The sequence below is a fragment of the Sphingomonas endophytica genome (assembly GCF_001476895.1).
GTDB lineage: Bacteria > Pseudomonadota > Alphaproteobacteria > Sphingomonadales > Sphingomonadaceae > Sphingomonas > Sphingomonas endophytica_A.
In genome coordinates, this window is the sequence record NZ_LDTB01000014.1 from 22,821 (window position 1) to 42,519 (window position 19,699).

The window sequence follows — 19,699 nt, forward strand, 5'->3', positions numbered from 1 at the left end:
GGTCAGCCGATCGTGGCCAGTCCCAGCAATGCCGCCGTCTCGACCAGTTCGATCCCGGCGCCATGCGCATCGCCGTTCACCCCGCCCAGTCGCCAGCGCAGCCATGCACCGAAAGCGAGTATCGCGCCGGGTACGATCAGCAGCGGCGGGGCCAGCACGCATACGCCCGCGAGCACCGCGCCCCAGCCGGCGAGATCGCGTGATCGCACCGCCGCGGCAACCCGCGCGCCCAGTCCCTGCCCCAGCGGCGAGACCCAGCGCGCCCAGAACAGCGGACCGACGCGTGCCGCGAAGGGCACCAGCAGCACGCGTCCATCGCCCGCGACGTCGTGGAGCAAGATGAGCTTGGCGATCAACTGCACCCCGATCGCCACCACCGCGAAGCTGCCGACGTGCGGGTCGCGCATGACCGCCGACAGACGTGCCCGGTCGCCATGCGCCGCGCCCACGCCGTCCGCGACATCGCCCAGCCCGTCGAGGTGGAGCGCCCCTGTCACCATGACCCAGGCGACCAGCCCGGCCAAGGCACCCAGCCACGGATCGCGCATCGCGCCCAGCCACATGCTGCCGGCGACGATCGCGCCGATCACGATGCCGACCGCCGGATAGTATCGGATCGCGGCCGCGACATCGCCGGCATCTCCCCGGATCACGGGCACCGGCAGGCGGGTCAGGAACGCCATGGCGGTCCAGAAGCGGTTCATGGTCGCAGCGCCACGATCTGCGCGGCATCTTCCCACAGCCGCAGCGACACCACCGACGCGCAGGGCAGGGCGAACGCCCATGCCTGTCGCACGTCGAACCCGCAGGCGCCGGCCAGCGCCGCACGGATCGCCCCGCCGTGCGTGACGACCAGCGTGCCGTCGTCCAGATCGTGCAGTGCCGCGCCGACGCGCGCGACCAGTGCCGACCAGCGTTCGCCGCCGGGCGGGGGCGCGGCATCGGGGTCGCGCCAGAAATCGGCGAGCGCGGCGGCGTCCAGCGTGGCGGGATCGCACCCGTCCCATGCGCCGAAATCCAGCTCGCGCCACCGCGCATCGCGCCGGAAGGTCGCACCGATCGCGGCGGCGCAATCGGCGGCGCGGGACAGGTCCGAGCTGACGACACGGGTGAAGGCGAGGGTGTCGGCGGCCGCCAGGCAGGCGGCAATGCCCTCGGCCGTTACCGGGACATCCTCATGCCCGACCAGATGACCGTTCAGCGCCGTCGCGCCATGCCGCATCAGGTGGACGGCGCGTGACGCGATCACGCTTCGGCGACGCCCGCTTCGTCGAACGTCGCCATGCGGTCATGCGCGGCCAGCGCGGCGCGCACGACACCTGCCGCGACCGCCGCGCCGCTGCCTTCGCCCAGCCGCATGTCGAGCGACAGCAGCGGGGAGAGGCCGAGCCGCTCCAGCAGGCGCCGGTGCCCCGGTTCGGCGGAGCAATGGCCGGCGAGGCAATGGTCGACGATCGCCGGCTGCGCCGCCGCCAGCGGCGCGAGGGCCGCGCCGACGATAAACCCGTCCAGCAGCACCGGCACGCGCGCGTGGCGCGCCGCCAGCACGGCCCCGGCGATCGCGGCGATCTCGCGTCCGCCCAGCCGGCGCAGCCGCTCGAAGGCGGTGCGCGCATCGCCGTGCGTGACGAGGGCGTCGTCCACCGCGGCGATCTTCGCCTGTAGTGCCGTACCGGCAACCCCGGTGCCCGGTCCGACCCACTCGATTCCGCTGCCGCCGAAGCTCGCCGCGCAAAGGGCCGCCGCGGGCGTGGTATTGCCGATTCCCATGTCGCCGGGCACCAGCAGATCGATATCCCCCGTCACCGCGGCGGCGCCCGCGTCGAGCGCCTCCAGACATTCGGTTTCGCTCATCGCCGCTTCGAGGGTGATATCGCCGGTCGGCTGTTCCAGCATCAGCGGCACGACGGTCAGCGACAGGCCGGCGGCGGTGGCCAGCGCGTTGATCGCCGCGCCGCCGCGTGCGAAATTGGCGACCATCTGCTCCGTCACCTCGGGCGGATAGGCGCTGACCCCGCGCGCCGCGACGCCGTGGTTGCCCGCGAAGATGATCGCTCGCCCGTCGTTCAGTCGGGGCCGCGCGCGCCCCTGCCATGCGGCCATGAACTCGGCGATCTCCTCCAGCCGGCCCAGCGACCCGACCGGCTTGGTAAGCCGTGCCTGGCGGTCGGCGGCGGCACGGCGGGCCCCGGCGTCGGCGGGCGGAAGATCGACCAGCGCGGCGCCGAACGCCGCGACCGAGGTGAATCGCGTCATGCGACCAGCTGACCGGCGGGGGGGATGCGGACGATGAAATGGCCCTTCACCGCCTCCGGCCAGAGCCGATAGGCGACCTGCCCGGTCTCGCTGTCCACATAATGGCGCATGAACCGCATGATCCCCGTCGCCGCATCCTCGCTGGGCATGAAGCCGCCGAGCACATAGCCGATCTTGCCGGGCGCGCGCAGGTGGATCGTGCAGGCCCGGTCGCAGGCGAACAGGCACGGCATCTCCTGAACCGCGATATCCGCCCACGCGGGGTCGTCGGCCTGCGCGGTACGGAGCGCCGCCGCCAGCAGCGCTCCGTCGCGCGGCCCGCCGCCATCCGCACCCGCGGGCAGGCGACAGGTCTTGCACACCACGACGGCCGGTCCGTCCGCGACCGGGACCAGCGTCATGGATCAGAACCGCCCGCGCAGGCCGGCGTACACGCTGCGTCCCAGCGTGTTGTAGCGGGCGACGGTCTGGTACGTCTCGTCGAACAGGTTCTCGACCCGCGCGAACAGCCGTACCTGCGGCGACAGCGGCAGTTCGCCGCGCAGATCGACCAGCGTATAGCCGTTCAGGCGCGTGCGGTTCGCCGCATCGTCGAACGAATGCCCGGCCCAGCGCGCCGCGATCCCGACCGATCCCTGTTCCGCGAAGCTGTAGGTGGCGGCGACGTTGGCGGTGTCGCGCGGGCGACGCGGCAGCCAGTTGCCCAGCGTGCGGCCCGGCGAGCGATCCTCCGAGAGCACCCAGCTGTAATTGCCGTCCAGCGACAGATGCGCGCCGACCTGCGCGCGCGCCACCGCCTCGACCCCGCGCGCGAAGGCGCGGGCGACGTTGCGGTAATAGCCGAAGCGCTGCTCGGTCGTCGAACCGGGGACGAAGCACAACGGGTCGGTCGAGCCGAAGCTGCACCCGTTGTAGACGATCTGGTCGCGCGTCCGCCGCTCGAAATAGGTCCCGCCCAGCGCGACGCGCCCGTCGAGGAAGCGCTGTTCCGCGCCGGCTTCCCAGCCCTTCGCGCGTTCCGGCGCCAGGCCGCGGTTCCCGTATTCCGAGAAGAGCTGGTACAGCGACGGCGCCTTGAAGCCCTCGCTATAGCTGGCGCGCAGGACCGTGCCGGTCGGCAGCGCATAGCTCGCACCGCCCGCGAACAGCGTCTGCCCGCCGAAGCGGCTGTGCTCGTCATGACGCACGCCGCCGGTCACGGTCAGCCCGTCGAGCGGCGACAGGTTGAGCTGGCCATAGACGCTGGTCAGTTCGGCGCGACCGCGCGCCGGGGTGCCAAGGGCATAGGGCGGCGAAAAGTCGGACGAGGCGCTGGCGAAGCGGCTGACCTCGTTCTCGACGCCGAACACCGCGTCCACGCCGCGCGTCACCGCCAGCGATCCCTGATATTCCAGGCGGTACGTGCGGCCCTGCGCGTCGAACGTCCTGGGCTGCGACGGGCGGGACGGATCCTCGTTATCGCGATCGGTGTCGGTATAGCCATAGCCGATGCGATTGCGCAGTCGCGCGTCGAACAGGTCGATGTTCAGGCCGGCATAGCCGACGAACTCCCGCGTCAGCCCATATTCGGGCGTGTCGCCGCCGAACCCGTCGAAATCGTTGCGGCCGTTGGCATAATAGCCGCGCAGGTCGGCGCTGATTCCCGGCGCCAGCGTCAGGACCGCGCGGCCCTGCACGTTCTGGTTGGTGTAACCGTCGCGCTCCGTGCCCGCCGACAGCGCGGAGACGCCCCGCGTGGTGAAGGTCTGCGCCCCCAGCCGCCATGCCAGCGGGCCGGTGTTGCCGCCCAGCGCGGCGCGCGCGCTGACCGTATCGCGCGATCCGCCCTCGACGTCGAAGCTGCCTTCCAGCGCCTGCGTGGGCAGCGGGGTGACGATGTTGACGACGCCACCGATCGCCTGGCTGCCCCACAGGATCGACTGCGGCCCGCGCAGCACCTCGACGCGCGCGGCGTCGCCGGTCAGCAGGTTGGCGAAATTGTAGCCGCCGCCCGGCGTGGACGGATCGTTCATCTTCACGCCGTCGATCACGACCACGGTCTGGTCGGACTCGGCGCCGCGGATGCGCAGCGACGTCTGCGTGCCATAGCCGCCGTTGCGCGACAGCGTGACGCCCGGCGTGCGCAGCAGCAGGTCCGCAATCGACAGGTCCTGCGCGCGATCGATCGCCGCCTTGTCGAGCACCGTGACCGAGGTGATGACGCGATCGGCGTCGGTCGGCGCACGATTGGCCGCGACGACGATGTCGGGACGGTCGGATGGCGTGGCGGCGTCGGGGCGGGGGGCTTCCTGCGCCACCGCGGCGGTGGAGGTGAGCAGCATGGCGAGGCAGGCGAAACGGAACGGCATGTAAACGGGACTCCCTGACGAACGAGCCGTCGCGATCGCCGCTGCGCACGCGCCGTCCGGCGCATCCGCATCGTCGACCGCGCACGGCGGTGATATCGTCACGCTGGGTCCGGCCGCCGGTTCTTGCCGTGCACGCCTTCCCGTCCGTTCGGCGCACCCTGGCCGAGCGAAGGACGATCGCGGCAGGCAGGTCTCCTGGCTCACGGGTCATCGCCGTGCGTGCCGCCTTCTCAGGCCGGACATCGGCCCAATGGCATGTGGCGCGCTGGCTCGCCGCTTACAGTTGCAGGGGCAGCCGGAGTTCGTCCGTTCCCTTTTGATCCCCGGTCAGGGGGAACCTGTCGCGCCGCGCGCCCTAGCGTCGCGACGGGTGGCGGTCAATCCGGCCGGTGGGGCGTCGTCAGAACTCGACGCCGGCCTGCGCCTTCACGCCGTCGCGGAACGGGTGCTTCACCTGCGTCATCTCCGTGACCAGATCGGCGGCGGCGATCAGCGCGTCGGGGGCGTTGCGGCCGGTGATGACCAGATGGGTCATCGCCGGGCGGGCGGTGGCCGCCGCCACCACCTCGGCGACCGGCAGGTAATCGTAGCGCAGCACGATGTTCAGCTCGTCGGCGATGACCATCGCATAGTCGGGATCGGCCAGCATCCGCTGCACCTCCTCCCATGCGGTACGCGCCACGGCGATGTCGCGGCCGCGGTCCTGCGTGTCCCAGGTGAAGCCCTCGCCCATCGGACGGAACTCGATCAGTTCGGGAAAGGCGTCGAAGATCGCCTTCTCGCCGGTCGTCATCGCGCCCTTCACGAACTGCACGACGCCGACCTTCATCCCGTGGCCCATCGCGCGCACCGCCATGCCGAAGGCGGCGGTCGACTTGCCCTTTCCCGCGCCGGTGTGGACGATCAGCAGCCCCTTTTCGACCGTCTTGCCCGCCATCATCGTGCGGCGCGCGGCCTGCACGCGGCGCATCTTCTCGTTATGGCGCGCGGCGCGCTGGTCGGTATCGCTCATGTGCGGTGCATAGTCGCGCAGTCAGGCTTCGGCCAGCACCGCCTCCACCTCGGCTACGGTGATACCGAAGACCGCCGCCAGCGCGTCGGGCTTGGCGCCGCGCGCCGCCAGCACGCGGATGCGCGACGGATCCATGCTGGTCGCATAATGACGCACGTCGCGCTCGACCGGCTTCTCGCCGGTCCGCGCGAGCGAGCCGGTGCTGCTGCGGCGGCGTGGGCGTTCCTCGCGCTCGGCGGCCAGCGCGGCGCGGCGTTGCTCCTCTTCGTGGCGGCGGGCGGTCCGCGCCTCTTCACGCCGCCTGCCCGCCGCTTCGCGCTCGGTGGCGCGCTGTTCGGTGCGCGCCAGTGCGGCGGCGACCCGCTCCCGGGCGCGACGCTCGCGATCTTCGGCGCGTCGCTGCGCGCGCTCGTCCTGATCCGTCACATTCTCTCGCCTTGCCGTCGTCGAAGGCGCGGCGTCAAAGCGGTTCATCGGTGGCGCGTCAACCGCGGGGGGCGTATTGCGCGTGCAGCAACCGTTCCAGCGACTCGACCGGAATCGGCTTGCTGAACAGATATCCCTGGACGTGCGTACATCCGGCGGCGATCAGCGTCGCCATCTGCTCTTCCGTCTCGACGCCTTCGGCGACGACGCTCATTCCCATCGCCTTGCCCAGCCCGGCGACCGCGCGCACGATCGCCTCCGCCGCGCGACCGGTACCCAGTTCGCGAACGAACGACTGGTCGATCTTCACCTTGTCGAACGGGAAGCGCTGAAAATAGGAAAGCGCCGAATAGCCGGTGCCGAAATCGTCCATCAGGATCTTGATGCCCAGCTCGCGCAACCGTTCGAGCTGTCGATACGTGTGTTCGACATCATGGATGACCAACCCCTCCGTGACCTCCAGATGAAGCCGCCTGGCGGGCAGGCCGGTGGTGGCCAGCACGTTCTGGATGGTCGCGATCAGCCCGTCGCCCTCGAACTGCAACGGCGACAGGTTGACCGCTACGGCGACATGCCCCGGCCAGCCCGCGGCGTCGGCGCAGGCGCGGTGCAGCAGCTCGGCGCCCAGCTCCACGATCAGGCCATATTGTTCGGCAACCGATATGAACAGGTCTGGACTGACCCGCCCGCGCATCGGATGTGTCCAGCGCGCCAGCGCCTCGACGCTGGTGATCCGCCCGGTCGCCGCAGCGAACACCGGCTGATACGCCAGCGTGATCTCGCCGCGCCCCATCGCCTCGCGCAGGTCACGGACCAGGGTCAGCCGGTCGCGGGCATCGTGATCGATCTGTTTGTGATAGAAACGGACCAGTCCGTCGCGTTGCGACTTCGCCCGGTGTAGCGCGGCGTCGCAGCATCGACGCAGTTCGGGTGCGGTCGTCGCATCGTCGGGGAAGCTGGCGCCGCCGATACCGGCGCCCAGATAGGCGGTACCGCGCATCGTGGCGAACGGGCGGACCATTTCCGCCGATATGGCGTGGGCGAGTGGTGGCGCGCGCAGCGCCGCGTCGGGCCCGACCACCACGACCGCGAATTCGTCGCCGCCGACGCGCGCGACCAGATCGTCCGGGCCCAGCAGCGCGCAGAGCCGTTCGCCGGCGTCCGCCAGGATCATGTCGCCGGCCAGATGCCCGAACTGGTCGTTGGCGATCTTCAGCCGGTCGAGGGCGATCGCGAGCAGGCAGAGCGGTGTGCCCTGCAAGATCAGCGACTGGAGTCGGTCGAGATAGGTCGCGCGATTGAACAGTCCGGTCAGCGCGTCGAAGTGCGTCAGGCGTTGGAGCTCCTGCTCGGTTCGATGCGCTTCGGACAGATCCTCGAGCAATGCGGCGACATATCGACGTGGCGCGTCCCGACCATCGATCGCCAGGCGGCGCGTCCGGACATGCACTCGCTGTCCGCCACGGGTGGCGAAGGTGGAATCGGTTCCGGTCCCGAAACCGCCTGCCGATGGCGGCTGCTCATGGGACTGAGAGGCGGCGAGATGCGGGAACAGTTCGTAATCGGCGCGTCCGATCAGCGTTTCCGCCGTCTCCCCCAATAGCGCCGCACCGGCGCGATTGACGCGTACGAAGCGCCGGGTGCGCACGTCCTTGACGAACAGCGGATGCGGCAGATGCTCCAGGATCGCGTCCGCCGGATCGTCTCCGCCCGGCGTGTCGAAGACGATGATCGTTTCGGAGGGACCCGCCGACAGCGCGATCATGCGGACCGCCAGATCGTGGCCATCGGCATGCCGGAGCGTCAGTGTGACCGGATCGGCACGGTCCGCAGCTACGGCTTGCTCATAGGTGGCATCGTGCGGCGCGAGGAGCAGCGCGGCGATCGGCATTCCGATCGCGCGCGGGGCGGCGTGCCCCGTCAGGCGCTCTGCCGCATGGTTCCAGGACGTGATACGTCCCGACCGGTCCACGCGGGCGATCGCGCCGCGAATGCCGTTCACCGCGTGCCCATGGCCTTCGCGCATCAGCGCGTCGGTCACCATCAGCGCCAGATCTTCCAGCACCGCGGGTTCGACCGGGGCACACGGTTCGTGGCCCAGCATGCAAAGCACGCCGACGCGTCGGCCGGCCGTATGCAGGGGGATAAGAGCGATGAACGCCGGGTGGTCGCCACCCGCCCGACCGTCCCCCGAGGGCGACATTGCGGGCTGAATCATGGATGTGGGTTCGTCGCAGTCGAGCAGCAGCCCGCGAAGGCCGTCATCCGACAGCCAGCGCGCGGCATCCGGACCAGTGGCGACATGCCGGCCATCCATCGCCATGATCGCGGCATTTTCGGCGGAGGTCAGCCGTAGCGCCGTCCGCAGGATCGGCGCCAGCATCGCTTCGTCGAGCAGGGTGACATCCGCGTCTCCTGCCCCCGACGCCGGGGAGCGGCGTTCCGTGTCGGACGAGTTGCGAGGCATGGCGCTGCTTGTCGCAGTCTGCCTGCAAACGCTATCATAACAATAATCTATAACGCCAATTTGAGTAATTCATTGCCGCGACGCTTACTCTACTTGATCGATGTAAGCCCCGTACCCCTGCTCATCCATATCCTCGCGCGGTACGAAACGAAGCGCGGCGGAGTTGATGCAATAGCGCAGACCGCCCCGATCTCGCGGCCCGTCTTCGAAGACATGACCAAGATGGCTGTCCGCGCCGGCCGACCGGATTTCGGTGCGGATCATGCCGTGGCTGGCGTCGTGCAGTTCGTTCACGCGCGCGGGATCGATCGGGCGCGTGAAGCTCGGCCAGCCGCAATGCGATTCGTACTTGTCGGTGGAGGCGAACAGCGGCTCGCCGGACACCACATCGACGTAGATGCCGGGACGCTTGTTGTTCAGATACTCCCCGGTGCCGGGACGCTCGGTCCCGCTGCGTTGCGTGACGTGGAACTGCTCCGGGGTCAGCCGGGCCAGCGCCTCGTCGGTCTTGCGATAGTCGGTCATGCGCCGTGCTCCTTAACGATGGGACGATTGCCGGCCTCAACGACGGTACCGGCAGATCGATCACGGTCACCAGGGCGATCCGCGCGTGGCGGAAGCGTCGCCGAACCGATCGCCCGGTCGTGTCGTCGTGGATATGTGGGCCGCCATGCTCACGATCAAGGAACGACGTGGGCGCCGGCGGGGGCAGTGGCGGGAACGCCCCCGGCCCGCTCCTCCCGCGTCGATGGGCGCAGCCACGGTTTTCTCGTTCTAGATGTAAGACATAGGTCTAATTTGTCGTGGTGAAACAAGGACGATAACCCCCGTTTAACCACCCGAACGGCTGATCGTACGCACGCGTTTGATGGGCGACGGACAGTGGGCGACACGACGATCGATCGGGGGGTGAAGCGGGGGCTGGCGGCGGTGTGCGCCGCGGCCGCGCTATCGGTATCCACGCCGGCGCTGGCGCAAACCGCCGCCGGCACCACGATCGTCAATATCGCGCGCCTGACCGCCAGCAGCCCGTCGACGGCGCTCGACAGCAACGCCGTGGCGCTGACGATCGGCGCGATCGTCGATGCCGCGATCGTGGCGGACCGGGCCAGCCAGCCGCTGACGGCGCAGAACGAGGTCGGCTTCACCATCCGCAATCCGGGCAATGCCGCGGACCGCTTCACGGTGGAGGCGGTTGCCGGTGAGCGTGGACCGGCGATCGCGGTCGATGTCGATGGCGACGGTCAGATCGACGATACCGAGCGGCGCGCCGCGAGTGTGCGCCCGGTCGTCGCGCTGCCGCCGGGTGGTGAGCGACGCATCCTCGTGCTGGTCGGCGATGTGCCGGTCCCGCTCGCGGTCACCGCGACGGTGACCGCCGCGCGTGGGCATGGCGCGCCGGGAACGGCGCTGGAGGACGACGCGGTGATCGGTGCGTCCGGCGCGCAGGCGACGGCGACGACGCGGCTGACCGACACGACCGACGCCGCGCGTTTCGACAAGACGCAGGCGGTGCGCGCGCCTGACGGATCGACGCGCGCGGTGCCGGGCGCGGTCATCACCTACACGCTGGTCGCGCAATTCGTGCGCGACGTCCGCAACGCGCGGATCGCCGACATGATTCCGGCGGGCACCGCCTATGTGCCGGGCAGCATCACGATCGACAGTCGTCCAGCGACCGATCCGGTCGACGGCGACGCCGCCCAGCTCGACGCCGGCACGGTGCGCGTCGCGCTGGGCGACGTTCCCGCGGCCGCCACCCGCACCATCACCTTCCAGGCCATCATCCAGTGAGGAGTTTTCGCATGTTCCGTTCTCTCGGCCCGCTGCTGCTGACGCTGGCGGCGGCGACACCCGCCCTGGCAGGGCCCTTGCAGGTCACGTCGCGCGTGCTGGCGCAGGTGCCGCAGCGGGCCGCCGACGGCACGATGACCGTCGCGATGCGCCCGGCGGCGCGCGCCGTGCCGGGCGACCGGGTCGTCTTCGAGCTGACGTTCCGCAACACCGGCACCCAGCCGCTGGCCGGTGTCGTGTTCGACAATCCGGTGCCGGCCGGCGTCGCCTATCGCGCGCCCGCGCCGGGCAGTGCGGCGCCCGAAGTCTCGGTCGATGGCCGTCGCTTCGCGACGATCGACGCGCTGCGCGTCGGCGATCGCCCCGCGCGTGCCGACGACGTGACGCATGTCCGCTGGCGGCTCGCCCGCCCGCTGGCCGCCGGGGCGCAGGGACGCCTCGCCTTTCTCGCCGTGCTGAAGTGAGCGCGGCCTCAACCGTTCAACAGAGGGAAGTTCCATGTTCGTGAAGAAGTCAGTGGCCATGCTGTTGGCCGGAGTGGCGGCCAACGTGTCGGGGGCGGGGATCGCGCTGGCGCAGACCGCGGCATCGGCGCAAACGGCGGCCGGAACGCGCATCGATAACGTCGCCTCCGTCACCTACACCGTCAACGGCACCAGTCAGACGACGCAGTCGACCACCGCGTCGTTCGTCGTCGATCGGAAGGTCAATTTCACCGTCGTCACCGCACAGACCGGGCCGACGCAGGTGAATCTGGGCGAGCAGAACGTCTTCACGACGTTCCGCGTCACCAACCTGACCAACGGGACGCAGGACTTCCTGCTCGATCCCGATCAGCTCAACCTGTCGCTGGGGCTGTTTCCGGGCAGCGACAATTTCGACGTCACGGGCCTGCGCGCCTATGTCGATTCCAATAACAACGGCCGCTACGATCCGGGTGTCGATACGATGACCTATATCGACGAACTGGCACCCGACGCGTCCGCGACCGTGTTCGTCGTCGGCAACGTTCCCGATCAGGCCGGGGCGCAATATGCGTACAACTCGCTGCACGTCATCGCGGCGGCCGGCGGGCAGAGCGGGACGCAGGGCGCGCGGCTGGTGTCGACCGATCTCAACCTGGACGGCGCGGACGGCACGGTCGACATCGTGTTCGCCGACGATGACAGCGACGGGGCGCTGCTGGGCGACATCGCGCGCAACGGCGAAGGGCGCGCCTATTCGGGCTGGCATGTCGCGGTGAACAACGTCGCGCTCAGCGTCGCCAAGTCGGCGCGGGTCATCTCGGACGGACTCGGATCTCCCAATCCCAAGGCGATCCCCGGCGCGATCGTCGAATATTGCCTGTTGGTTCGCAACGCGACGCTGACCACGGCCGCGAACGGGGTCGCGCTGCGCGACGCGATCCCGGCGCGTACCACCTATGTGCCCGGCTCGATCTCGATCGGCACACCGGGGGCCTTGGGCGTGACATGCGTCGTCAACGGATCGACCGAGGACGACGACGCCGACGATGCGGGTGAGACCGACGGCGTCACCGCGTCCTTCGACGGCGTGACGAAGGCGGTGACCGCCAATGTCGGCACCGTCAGCGGTGGCGGATCGGTGGCGGCGGCGTTCCGCGTCAAGATCGACTGACCTACCGCCTCATCATTGCCTCATGCTCCGGCGCGCGGGATGCCGCGCGCCGGATACGGGTCCGCTCATGCCCAGATTCCGTCCGCTTGCCCTGCTTTCCGCGCTGTGTGCGCTCACCGCCGGCCCCGCCGCGGATGGGCAGGTCGCGCGCGTCAGCAATACCGCGACCCTCTCCTTCGACGAAGGCGGGGCGGCGCGCAGCGTGGCGTCGAATACCGTGGCGCTCGATATCGAGCGCGCGAAGCGACCCGCCGTTCTCAGTTTCCGGCTGCCGCCGCTCGACTATCGCCTGACCGACATGCGATGCGACCCGGGGCCGCCTCCCGCCTTCACGCCAGCGCCGGTGTCCGCCGATGAATTGGCGAGGTCCGCGCCGCTGGCCGCGATCGACACTCGCGCCACGATGCTGCTGGTGCTCGACGCGCCGGGCGAGAACCGCGACGCGTCCGCTCGCGAGACGGCCTGGATCGACGTGACGACCGACACGATCAGGACGAAGCTGCCGCTTTTCGAAACCGGCGTCGACACCGGCGTGTTCGCGGCCGGCGTGCCGGGCGGCGGCATGTACCCCGAACTGTCGGCGTGCGATCCGACGCGCGTGCGCGGCGACCATTTGCGACTGTCGTTCGGCGGCAGCGCGTTCAGCCTGTCGGCGGAGGCGGCCCTGCTGATCGATCCGTCCGGCTTCGTCTTCGATTCCGTCACCGGGGCGGCGATCGACGGAGCGACCGTCGCGCTGGTCGATGGCGACGGTCGCCCCGCCACGGTGTTCGGCGACGACGGGATCAGCCGTTACCCCGCGACCCTTACCAGCGGCGGCGTGGCGCAGGACGCCAGCGGCCGCGCCTATCGCTTCGGAAGCGGTGGCTATCGCTTTCCGCTGGTCGCGCCGGGCGCGTACCGCCTGATCGTCACGCCGCCGCCCGGCTATGTCGCGCCGTCCACGCGCGACCGCGCGCTGCTGGCAGCGGTGCGCGACGCCACCGGGCGTCCATACATCCTCAACCAGGCGTCGTTCGGAGCGCCGTTCGACCTCGAATCCTCGGATCCGTTCGAGGCGGACATTCCGTTGGACCATCGACCGGAGGATCCGCGCGCCGGACCGCCGCGCGAGACCACCACGCTGCTGCTGACGAAAACCGTGGCGATCCGCGAGGCGTCGGCAGGTGATTTCGTGCACTATCGGGTGACGGTCGAAAATCGCGGCAAGGTGGCGGCGTCCGACGTCCGGCTGATCGATCAGCTGCCGGCCGGGCTGAAGCTGGAGCGGGCGTCGTCGGCCAGCGTCAGCGCCGATGGGCGCACGATCACCCACACGATCGGAACGATCCCGCCGAACAGCACGCACGAATGGCGCTACATCGTCTCGGTCGGGGCGGGAGCCCCCGTCGGCGAGGCGGTCAACCGGATCCATGCGGAGGGTGCGAACGTCACGGGTAATGCGGCCGCGGCGACGGTGCGGCTGCGCCCGACGCTGTTCGCGGATGCCTTCACGGTCGTCGGTCGCGTGACGGAGGGCGCGTGCGGTGCGCCGCTGGCGGGGCGGAAGGGCGTGGCGGGCGTACGGCTGCTGATGGAGGACGGCACGTTCGTCGTCACCGACGGCGATGGCCTGTACCATATCGAAGGAATCCGTCCCGGTCGCCACGTCGTGCAACTCGATCGCGCCACGTTGCCCGCCAGCCACGAGCCGGTCGCGTGCGACGATGACACGCAGGCGGCGGGCAGCGGCACGTCGCGCTTCGTCGAGGGCGTCGGCGGGCTGGTGAAGCGCGTCGATTTCCAGCTTCGCCCCACCGGCCGCGCGATGATCGCCCCCGATGCGCTGCCGATCGCGGTCGCCAGCGATGCGCGCGCGGCGGGCGCCGAGCGCGACTGGTTCGCCGGACAGGCACCGGGCGTCGCGCTGCTGTTCCCGGAAGTCGATCACAATCCGCGCGCGCCGGCGGTGCGGGTCGTCGTGAAGCATCGCCCCGGACAGCGGGTCGCGCTGTCGATGAACGGTCGCGCGGTCGAGACGCTCGCCTATGACGGTACCGACACCAATGCCGACGACAGCGTCGCGATCGCGCGCTGGTCGGGCGTGCCGCTGTCGCCGGGCGCCAACCGGCTGGAGGCGCGGGTCGTCGATGCCGGGGGGCGCACGGTCGAGACGCTGGTGCGCGAGGTGCGGATGGCGGGCGATCCGGCACGGGTCGTCGCGGTGCCGGCGCGCAGCCGCCTGGTCGCGGACGGCGTGACCCGCCCGTTGCTGGCGGTGCGCGCGACCGATGCGGCAGGGCGTCCGGTACGCGCCGGCACGTTGCTGGCGTTCCGCATCGACGCGCCCTACGCCCCCGCCGCCGACGCCGGGCTGGAGCAGCAGCGGCGCAGCGACGGCACCGCGCAGGTGGTCGGGGACGATGGCTATGCCTTTCTGGCGCTGCGTCCGACCACGCAGGCGGGCAGCCTGCGCGCGCACGTCGATCTGGCCACGCGCGACGGGCGGCGCAGCATCGACCTTCGCGGCTGGCTGAGCGCACCGGCGGGGCAGTGGACCGTCGTCGGCTTCGGCGCCGGGACGATCGGCCACGACATGCTGGCGCGTCACGCGCGCAGCCTGCCGCTGGGCGAGCGCAACCGGCGCGTCGTCGACGGGGAACTCGCGCTGTATGCGCGCGGCCGGATCAAGGGGTCGTGGCTGGCGACGATCGGCATCGACACCCGGCGGCAGCCCGATCCGTCGCGGGGACGGCTCGGCACGATCGACCCGGACCGCTACTACACCGTGTACGGCGACGCGACGTTGCAGGGGCAGGATGCGCCCACCGATCGCAAGCTGTACCTGCGGCTGGAACGGCCCGACGCCTATGCGCTGTTCGGCGACTTCGAGACGGGGCTGACCGCGACCCGGCTGGGGCGCTACAGCCGGACACTCAACGGCGCGAAGGCGGAGTATGACAACGGGCGCATCGCCGCGACGGCGTTCACCGCACGCACCGACGACCTGTATGCACGCGACGAACTGCGCGGCAGCGGCCTGAGCGGACCGTATCGTCTCTCGACGCGTGGTCTGGTGCCCAACACCGACAAGGTGCGGATCGAGGTGCGCGACCGGCTGCGCCCGGAGCGGATCGTGTCGGCGACCGTGATGACGCGCCATATCGACTATGACATCGACAGCGCCGCCGGCACGATCCGCTTCCGCGAGCCCGTGCTGAGCCGCGACCCCTCGTTCAACCCGGTCTACATCGTCGTCGATTACGAGGTGTACGGCACGTCGCGCCGCCGTGTGGCGGGCGGACGCGCGGCGGTGCGGCTGGCGGGCGACGCGGTGGAGGTGGGGGCGACCGCGCTCCATAACGCGGGGGCGGGCGACATGATGACGTTGGACCTGCGCGCGCGCGCCGGCACCGCGACCGAACTGCGTGCCGAGGCGGGCACCGGCGGGCGCGGCGGGCTGGGCGCAGGCCGTGCCTGGCTGGCGGAGGGGGAGCATCACGGTGGCGGGGTCGACCTGCTGGTCTATGCCCGCCAGCAGGATCGTACCTTCGGCGTCGGGCAGCAGAATGCGGTCGAGGCCGGCGCGCGGCGCTATGGCATCGACGGGCGCGTACAGCTGGCCGGGCGGCTGTCGCTGGTCGCGACCGGCTGGCATCAGCGTGAACTGGCGGGGGAGGGGCAACGGACCGCGGTCGACGCGCGGCTGGAATGGCGGCGCGCGTCGGGCACGATCTTCGCGGGCGGGCAACTGGCGCAGGATCGCGGGCTGGACGGTCTGGCGCGCGATTCCCGGCTGCTGACGCTGGGCGGCACGCAGTCGCTGCTGGACGGCAAGCTGTCGCTGACCGGGCAGACGCAGCTTGCACCGGGCGGCAGCAAGGACAGCCTGGACTTTCCCGTGCGGCACCAGCTCAGCGCCGCCTATCGCGTGACGCCCGGCGTGCGCGTGATCGGCGGCTATGAGATCGCCGATGGCCGCACGCAGGTGTCGCATACCGCGCGGGTCGGCTTCGATGTCGCGCCATGGACCGGCGCGCGGGTCAGCAGCACGTTGAACCAGCAGCAGGCCGAGCGCGGCGAGAATGGCGCACGCACCTTCGCGCAATACGGCTTCAGCCAGTCGCTGGCGCTGGACGCGCACTGGACGGTCGATGCGACGCTGGACGCCACCGGCACGCTGCGCGGCCGCGCGCCGGTGGCGACCGCTTTGGTCCAGCCGGTCGATGCCGCCGGCATCGCGCAGGAGGATTTCACCGCCATGACCCTGGGCGCGCAGTATCGCGCCGGGCGCTGGACGTGGAACGGGCGTGCCGAATATCGCGCCGGCAGCAGCGGCGACCGGATCGGACTGAGCGGCAGCGTGGTGCGCCCGCTGGGCGAGGGGCGGACGATGGCCGGTGCGGTGCGATGGTTCACGCTGGCGCAGGGCAGGGACGCACGCGCCGGCTCGTTCGCTGCCGACCTGGCGCTGGCATGGCGGCCGATCGACAGCCGCTGGTCGCTGTTGCAACGGGTCGAGCTGCGCAGCGACCGCGCCGATGCCGGGATCACCGCCGGCAACGTTCTGGGCGTCTATGCCGGTGGCGACACGTTCCAGTCGACGCTGCGCGCGATCGGCAATGTCGCGGCCAACTATCGCAGCGGTGCGGAAGGCGCGGGGCACGGGCTGGAGGCGACGCTGTACTATGGCGCGAAGTGGGTGCGGGGCCGGTTCGGCACGGACGATCTGACCGGCTTCACGCAGGTCGTCGGGGCGGAGGTCCGGCGCGAGATCGGTGCCCGCTTCGATCTGGGGGTGCAGGCGTCGGTGCAGCATGGGCTGACCAACGGCACGCTGGCGTTCAGTGCCGGCCCGAGCGTCGGCGTCGCGCCGGTGCGCGATCTGTGGGTCAGCGCAGGCTACAACGTCACCGGCTATCGTGACCGCGACTTCGAACAGGACCGCTACACGCGAAGCGGGCCCTATGTGACGATGCGGCTGAAGTTCGACCAGGACGGGATCGGCCGTCTGCTGCGGCGGGGGCGGTGATGCGGGGATGGATGCCGGCGGCGATCGCCGCACTGATCGCCGTTCCGGCCGGCGCGGATCCGATCGCCATCACCAAGTCGGTGAAGGCGGTATCGGATGCGGACGGCAATGCGGCGTCCCGGCTGCTGCCGGGCGTGGTGGCGGATTACCGGACGGTCGCCACCAACAATGCCGGTACGCTGACCGTGGTGCGCGGCCTGCTGCTGACGGAGCCGCTGCCCGCGGGCGTGGTGCTGCGTGTCGTCGATCTGGCCACCGCCGGCAAGGGGCCGGTCGAGCTGAGCGACGTGAACCTGCTCGGCACGGGCCTGTTGAGCAGCGGGCTGACCCTGAGCTATTCGGCATCCAGCCCTGCGAGCGACGGCGTGGAATTCTACGATGGCAGCAGCTGGGCGTACCAGCCGGTGCCCGACGCGACGGGTTACGATCCGCGGGTGCGGGCGATCCGCGTCACGCTGAACGGGACGTTCGCGAGCGGCGCGTCCTTCCAGTTGCGCTATCGCGTCAAGATCCGCTGATCGAGAAGCGCGTGGATGTCGAGGGGAAGCCGCAGCGGATCGAACGGCTTGACGATCGCGCCCAACACGCCCGGCGCGCGCAGCGCCGCCAGTTCGTGCGGGCGCGCGCGGGCGGTCATATAGATCACCGGCAAACGATCAGGCGGCATCACTGCGTGGAGCCGTACCCGCAGCGTCGTACCGTCCATATCGGGCAGCGTGGCGTCGAGCAGCGCGGCATCGGGGCACAGCCCGTCCGCAACCAGCGACAAGGCCTCGGTGCCCGATCCGGTCGCGACCGGCTCCAGCAACGGATCGCGTGCCAGGGCCATGCCCACGATGGCCCGGATGTCGGGATCATCGTCGACATGCAGCAGGCGGATCGTCATGTTGCGCCTTCGATCAGCGGCAGGGCAAAGGCAAAACGCGTACCCCCGCCGATCCGATCCTCGAACCAGATCGCACCGTCGTGCCGCCGCACGATTTCCCGCGCGATGGTCAGGCCGAGCCCGGTTCCCTCCCGGCGTTGGCCGAGCTTGCGGCTCTCGAACCGGTCGAACAGCCGGTCGCGCATATGGACGGGAATGCCCGGCCCGCGATCGGCGACGCTGACCACCGCCCGCTTTTCGTCCACCGACAGCGCCAGCCGGACCGACGATCCCGCCGGCGCGACGTTCACGGCGTTCGCGACCAGGTTGACGATCACCTGGTGCAACCGTCCCGCGTCGCCCTCGGCGGAAACGATGCGATGCGGCACGTCGGACGTCAGCGAAATGCCGGTCGCCGTCGCGAGCCCCTCGGCCGCGCGACACGCCTCGACCAGGACATCGCGCAGGTCCAGAGGGACGCGGACGATCGGCAATTTTCCCGCATCGATACGATCGAGATCGAGAAGGTCGTTGATGAGGCGGATCAACTGCCGGCTGTTCCGGTCCGCTCCGTCGATCAGCCGCTGCATGTCGGCCCCCAGATCGGGAGCTGCCCCGATCCGCAGCAAGGTCAGCGATCCGACGATCGAGGTCAGCGGCGTGCGCAGTTCGTGGCTGATCGTGGAAAGCAGTTCGTCCTTCGCCTGCTCGATCTTCTTGCGCTCTGACGTGTCGCGCAACGACACGATCAGTCGGTCGCCGACCTGCGCCATCGCGATATCGACGGAGAGCGTACTGCCATCGCACCGCCGCGCGACCACATCGTTCAGATGGGCGGATGCGGACTGCGCTTCCAGCGCCAGCACGCGCGACAACGGGGTGCCGCGCAGGTCGTGCGGGGTGCCGTGAAGCAGCGCGGCTGCCGAGGGATTTGCCAAGGCGATCCGGTCATCGCGTGTCACCTCCAGCACGGCGTCCGGTGCCCCCTCCAGCACCGCGGCCAGCCATGACGCCCGCGCGTGCGTGCCCCGCGCCCACCACCAGAAGGCGCCTTGAGCCGCCAGTCCGATGGCCAGCGCGCCCGCCGCGATTGCCGGGCGCGGGGACCAGAAGGCGACGGTCAGCAGCAGCGGCGCCGGAAGCGCCAGCCACAACCACCGCCGCCCGCTCACCGGACCACGCCCCCGATCAGCGGTTGGATCGCCAGCAGCGCCTGCGCGCGGTTGGTGACGCCCAGCTTGCGGAAGACCGCCGTCATATGCGCCTTGACCGTCGCTTCGCTGATCGCGAGGTCGTGCGCGATCTGCTTGTTGGCGCGGCCGTCGGCCAACGCCATCAACACGCCGCGCTGCGCGTTGGACAGCGCGGCGATCCGCTCGCGCGCCTCGCGCACGCCGGACGCTTCGGGGGTGGTGGACGGAAAGCTGGTTTCGCCCGCGTCGATCCGGCGCAGGCGCTGCGCGATTTGATCCAGCGCAAGGCTCTTGTACAGGTAGCCGGCGGCACCCAGCGCCCGCGCCGCGCCGGCCAGTCGCGGTTCCTCGCTGGCGGTGACCAGTACGATCGGCGTACCGCGCGCGTACATCTGCAACGTCAGCAGGCCGGAAAAGCCACTGGCGTCGGGCAGAAACAGGTCCAGCAGGATCATCCGGTACGGGAGCCTGGTTTCCAGCGCCGCCTGCGCTTCGACGACGGAGCCGACGCCGACCGTCGTGGCGCCGCCGAGCGCCGCGCGGGCGGCCAGGGCCAGTCCCTCGCGCGACAGGGGGTGGTCGTCCGCCACCAGCACGCGCCCTCCCGACCTTTGCTGCGGAACCATGTCCATGCGTTTCGATAATGCCTGTCGTTAAAATTCAGATATGTCGATCAGGCTGAAATTGAA

General features: G+C 70.4%; 17 protein-coding genes and 1 riboswitch. Of the genes, 5 read left to right on the top strand and 12 right to left on the bottom strand.

Annotated features, from left to right (window positions below):
* Positions 1-2: 2 nt before the first annotated feature.
* The 9 genes from cobS to msrB form a co-directional block, all read right to left on the bottom strand.
* Positions 3-704, bottom strand: a complete 702-nt coding sequence (gene cobS, locus NS334_RS06425; RefSeq protein WP_058755148.1) for an adenosylcobinamide-GDP ribazoletransferase — start codon at positions 702-704, stop codon at positions 3-5.
* Positions 701-1,249, bottom strand: a complete 549-nt coding sequence (locus tag NS334_RS06430) for a histidine phosphatase family protein (protein ID WP_428835042.1) — start codon at positions 1,247-1,249, stop codon at positions 701-703. Before NS334_RS06430 ends, cobS begins: the two co-directional genes overlap by 4 nt.
* The gene (gene cobT, locus NS334_RS06435) at positions 1,246-2,256 is read right to left on the bottom strand and encodes a nicotinate-nucleotide--dimethylbenzimidazole phosphoribosyltransferase (protein WP_058755149.1); all 1,011 of its coding nucleotides are present in this window, start codon (positions 2,254-2,256) and stop codon (positions 1,246-1,248) included. Before cobT ends, NS334_RS06430 begins: the two co-directional genes overlap by 4 nt.
* On the bottom strand, positions 2,253-2,657 hold the full coding sequence (locus NS334_RS06440; RefSeq protein WP_058755150.1) for a DUF1636 domain-containing protein: 405 nt from the start codon (positions 2,655-2,657) through the stop codon (positions 2,253-2,255). The genes cobT and NS334_RS06440 overlap by 4 nt, the downstream gene beginning before the upstream one ends.
* A 3-nt stretch (positions 2,658-2,660) precedes the next feature.
* On the bottom strand, positions 2,661-4,604 hold the full coding sequence (locus NS334_RS06445; RefSeq protein WP_083500294.1) for a TonB-dependent receptor plug domain-containing protein: 1,944 nt from the start codon (positions 4,602-4,604) through the stop codon (positions 2,661-2,663).
* A 168-nt stretch (positions 4,605-4,772) separates the two neighbouring features.
* Positions 4,773-4,961, bottom strand: a riboswitch (cobalamin riboswitch).
* A 43-nt stretch (positions 4,962-5,004) separates the two neighbouring features.
* Entirely contained in the window at positions 5,005-5,616 is a 612-nt protein-coding gene (gene cobO / locus NS334_RS06450; protein WP_058755151.1) for a cob(I)yrinic acid a,c-diamide adenosyltransferase, read from the bottom strand.
* Positions 5,617-5,637: 21 nt separating this feature from the next.
* Entirely contained in the window at positions 5,638-6,042 is a 405-nt protein-coding gene (locus tag NS334_RS06455) for a hypothetical protein (RefSeq protein WP_241491832.1), read from the bottom strand.
* Positions 6,043-6,100: 58 nt separating this feature from the next.
* The gene (locus NS334_RS06460; RefSeq protein ID WP_058755153.1) at positions 6,101-8,509 is read right to left on the bottom strand and encodes a putative bifunctional diguanylate cyclase/phosphodiesterase; all 2,409 of its coding nucleotides are present in this window, start codon (positions 8,507-8,509) and stop codon (positions 6,101-6,103) included.
* An 84-nt stretch (positions 8,510-8,593) separates the two neighbouring features.
* Positions 8,594-9,034: a peptide-methionine (R)-S-oxide reductase MsrB gene (msrB, locus tag NS334_RS06465; protein WP_058755154.1), complete on the bottom strand. Its 441-nt coding sequence runs from the start codon at positions 9,032-9,034 to the stop codon at positions 8,594-8,596.
* Positions 9,035-9,391: 357 nt separating this feature from the next.
* Between msrB and NS334_RS06470 the strand changes: the two genes are divergently transcribed.
* From NS334_RS06470 to NS334_RS06490, 5 genes are all read left to right on the top strand, one after another.
* Complete coding sequence (locus NS334_RS06470) at positions 9,392-10,303, top strand: hypothetical protein (protein WP_058755155.1); 912 nt, start codon at positions 9,392-9,394, stop codon at positions 10,301-10,303.
* A gap of 11 nt (positions 10,304-10,314) precedes the next feature.
* Positions 10,315-10,767 carry a DUF11 domain-containing protein gene (locus tag NS334_RS06475; protein WP_058755156.1) on the top strand — a complete coding sequence of 151 codons (453 nt, stop codon included), beginning with the start codon at positions 10,315-10,317 and terminating at the stop codon, positions 10,765-10,767.
* A gap of 34 nt (positions 10,768-10,801) precedes the next feature.
* Entirely contained in the window at positions 10,802-11,941 is a 1,140-nt protein-coding gene (locus NS334_RS06480; RefSeq protein ID WP_241491833.1) for a hypothetical protein, read from the top strand.
* A 67-nt stretch (positions 11,942-12,008) separates the two neighbouring features.
* Positions 12,009-16,952 (top strand): DUF11 domain-containing protein, encoded by a 4,944-nt coding sequence (locus NS334_RS06485; protein ID WP_083500296.1) that lies wholly within the window; start codon positions 12,009-12,011, stop codon positions 16,950-16,952.
* Positions 16,952-17,470, top strand: coding sequence for a hypothetical protein (locus tag NS334_RS06490; protein WP_058755157.1), 519 nt, complete (start codon positions 16,952-16,954; stop codon positions 17,468-17,470). The genes NS334_RS06485 and NS334_RS06490 overlap by 1 nt, the downstream gene beginning before the upstream one ends.
* Here NS334_RS06490 and NS334_RS06495 read toward each other — a convergent pair.
* Genes NS334_RS06495 through NS334_RS06505 form a run of 3 tightly spaced genes read right to left on the bottom strand, consistent with a single transcriptional unit; the run spans position 17,449 to position 19,642 of the window.
* Entirely contained in the window at positions 17,449-17,838 is a 390-nt protein-coding gene (locus NS334_RS06495; protein ID WP_058755158.1) for a response regulator, read from the bottom strand. The genes NS334_RS06490 and NS334_RS06495 overlap by 22 nt on opposite strands.
* On the bottom strand, positions 17,835-18,989 hold the full coding sequence (locus NS334_RS06500; protein ID WP_153002614.1) for a sensor histidine kinase: 1,155 nt from the start codon (positions 18,987-18,989) through the stop codon (positions 17,835-17,837). The genes NS334_RS06495 and NS334_RS06500 overlap by 4 nt, the downstream gene beginning before the upstream one ends.
* Complete coding sequence (locus NS334_RS06505) at positions 18,986-19,642, bottom strand: LuxR C-terminal-related transcriptional regulator (protein WP_241491834.1); 657 nt, start codon at positions 19,640-19,642, stop codon at positions 18,986-18,988. The genes NS334_RS06500 and NS334_RS06505 overlap by 4 nt, the downstream gene beginning before the upstream one ends.
* Positions 19,643-19,699 lie beyond the last annotated feature (57 nt).

Coding starts and splice junctions, on each gene's coding strand:
- cobS (WP_058755148.1), bottom strand. CDS start 704: ATGAACCGCTTCTGGACCGCCATGGCGTTCCTGACCCGCCTGCCGGTG.
- cobT (WP_058755149.1), bottom strand. CDS start 2,256: ATGACGCGATTCACCTCGGTCGCGGCGTTCGGCGCCGCGCTGGTCGAT.
- NS334_RS06440 (WP_058755150.1), bottom strand. CDS start 2,657: ATGACGCTGGTCCCGGTCGCGGACGGACCGGCCGTCGTGGTGTGCAAG.
- NS334_RS06445 (WP_083500294.1), bottom strand. CDS start 4,604: ATGCCGTTCCGTTTCGCCTGCCTCGCCATGCTGCTCACCTCCACCGCC.
- cobO (WP_058755151.1), bottom strand. CDS start 5,616: ATGAGCGATACCGACCAGCGCGCCGCGCGCCATAACGAGAAGATGCGC.
- NS334_RS06460 (WP_058755153.1), bottom strand. CDS start 8,509: ATGCCTCGCAACTCGTCCGACACGGAACGCCGCTCCCCGGCGTCGGGG.
- msrB (WP_058755154.1), bottom strand. CDS start 9,034: ATGACCGACTATCGCAAGACCGACGAGGCGCTGGCCCGGCTGACCCCG.
- NS334_RS06475 (WP_058755156.1), top strand. CDS start 10,315: ATGTTCCGTTCTCTCGGCCCGCTGCTGCTGACGCTGGCGGCGGCGACA.
- NS334_RS06480 (WP_241491833.1), top strand. CDS start 10,802: ATGTTCGTGAAGAAGTCAGTGGCCATGCTGTTGGCCGGAGTGGCGGCC.
- NS334_RS06485 (WP_083500296.1), top strand. CDS start 12,009: ATGCCCAGATTCCGTCCGCTTGCCCTGCTTTCCGCGCTGTGTGCGCTC.
- NS334_RS06490 (WP_058755157.1), top strand. CDS start 16,952: ATGCGGGGATGGATGCCGGCGGCGATCGCCGCACTGATCGCCGTTCCG.
- NS334_RS06495 (WP_058755158.1), bottom strand. CDS start 17,838: ATGACGATCCGCCTGCTGCATGTCGACGATGATCCCGACATCCGGGCC.
- NS334_RS06505 (WP_241491834.1), bottom strand. CDS start 19,642: ATGGACATGGTTCCGCAGCAAAGGTCGGGAGGGCGCGTGCTGGTGGCG.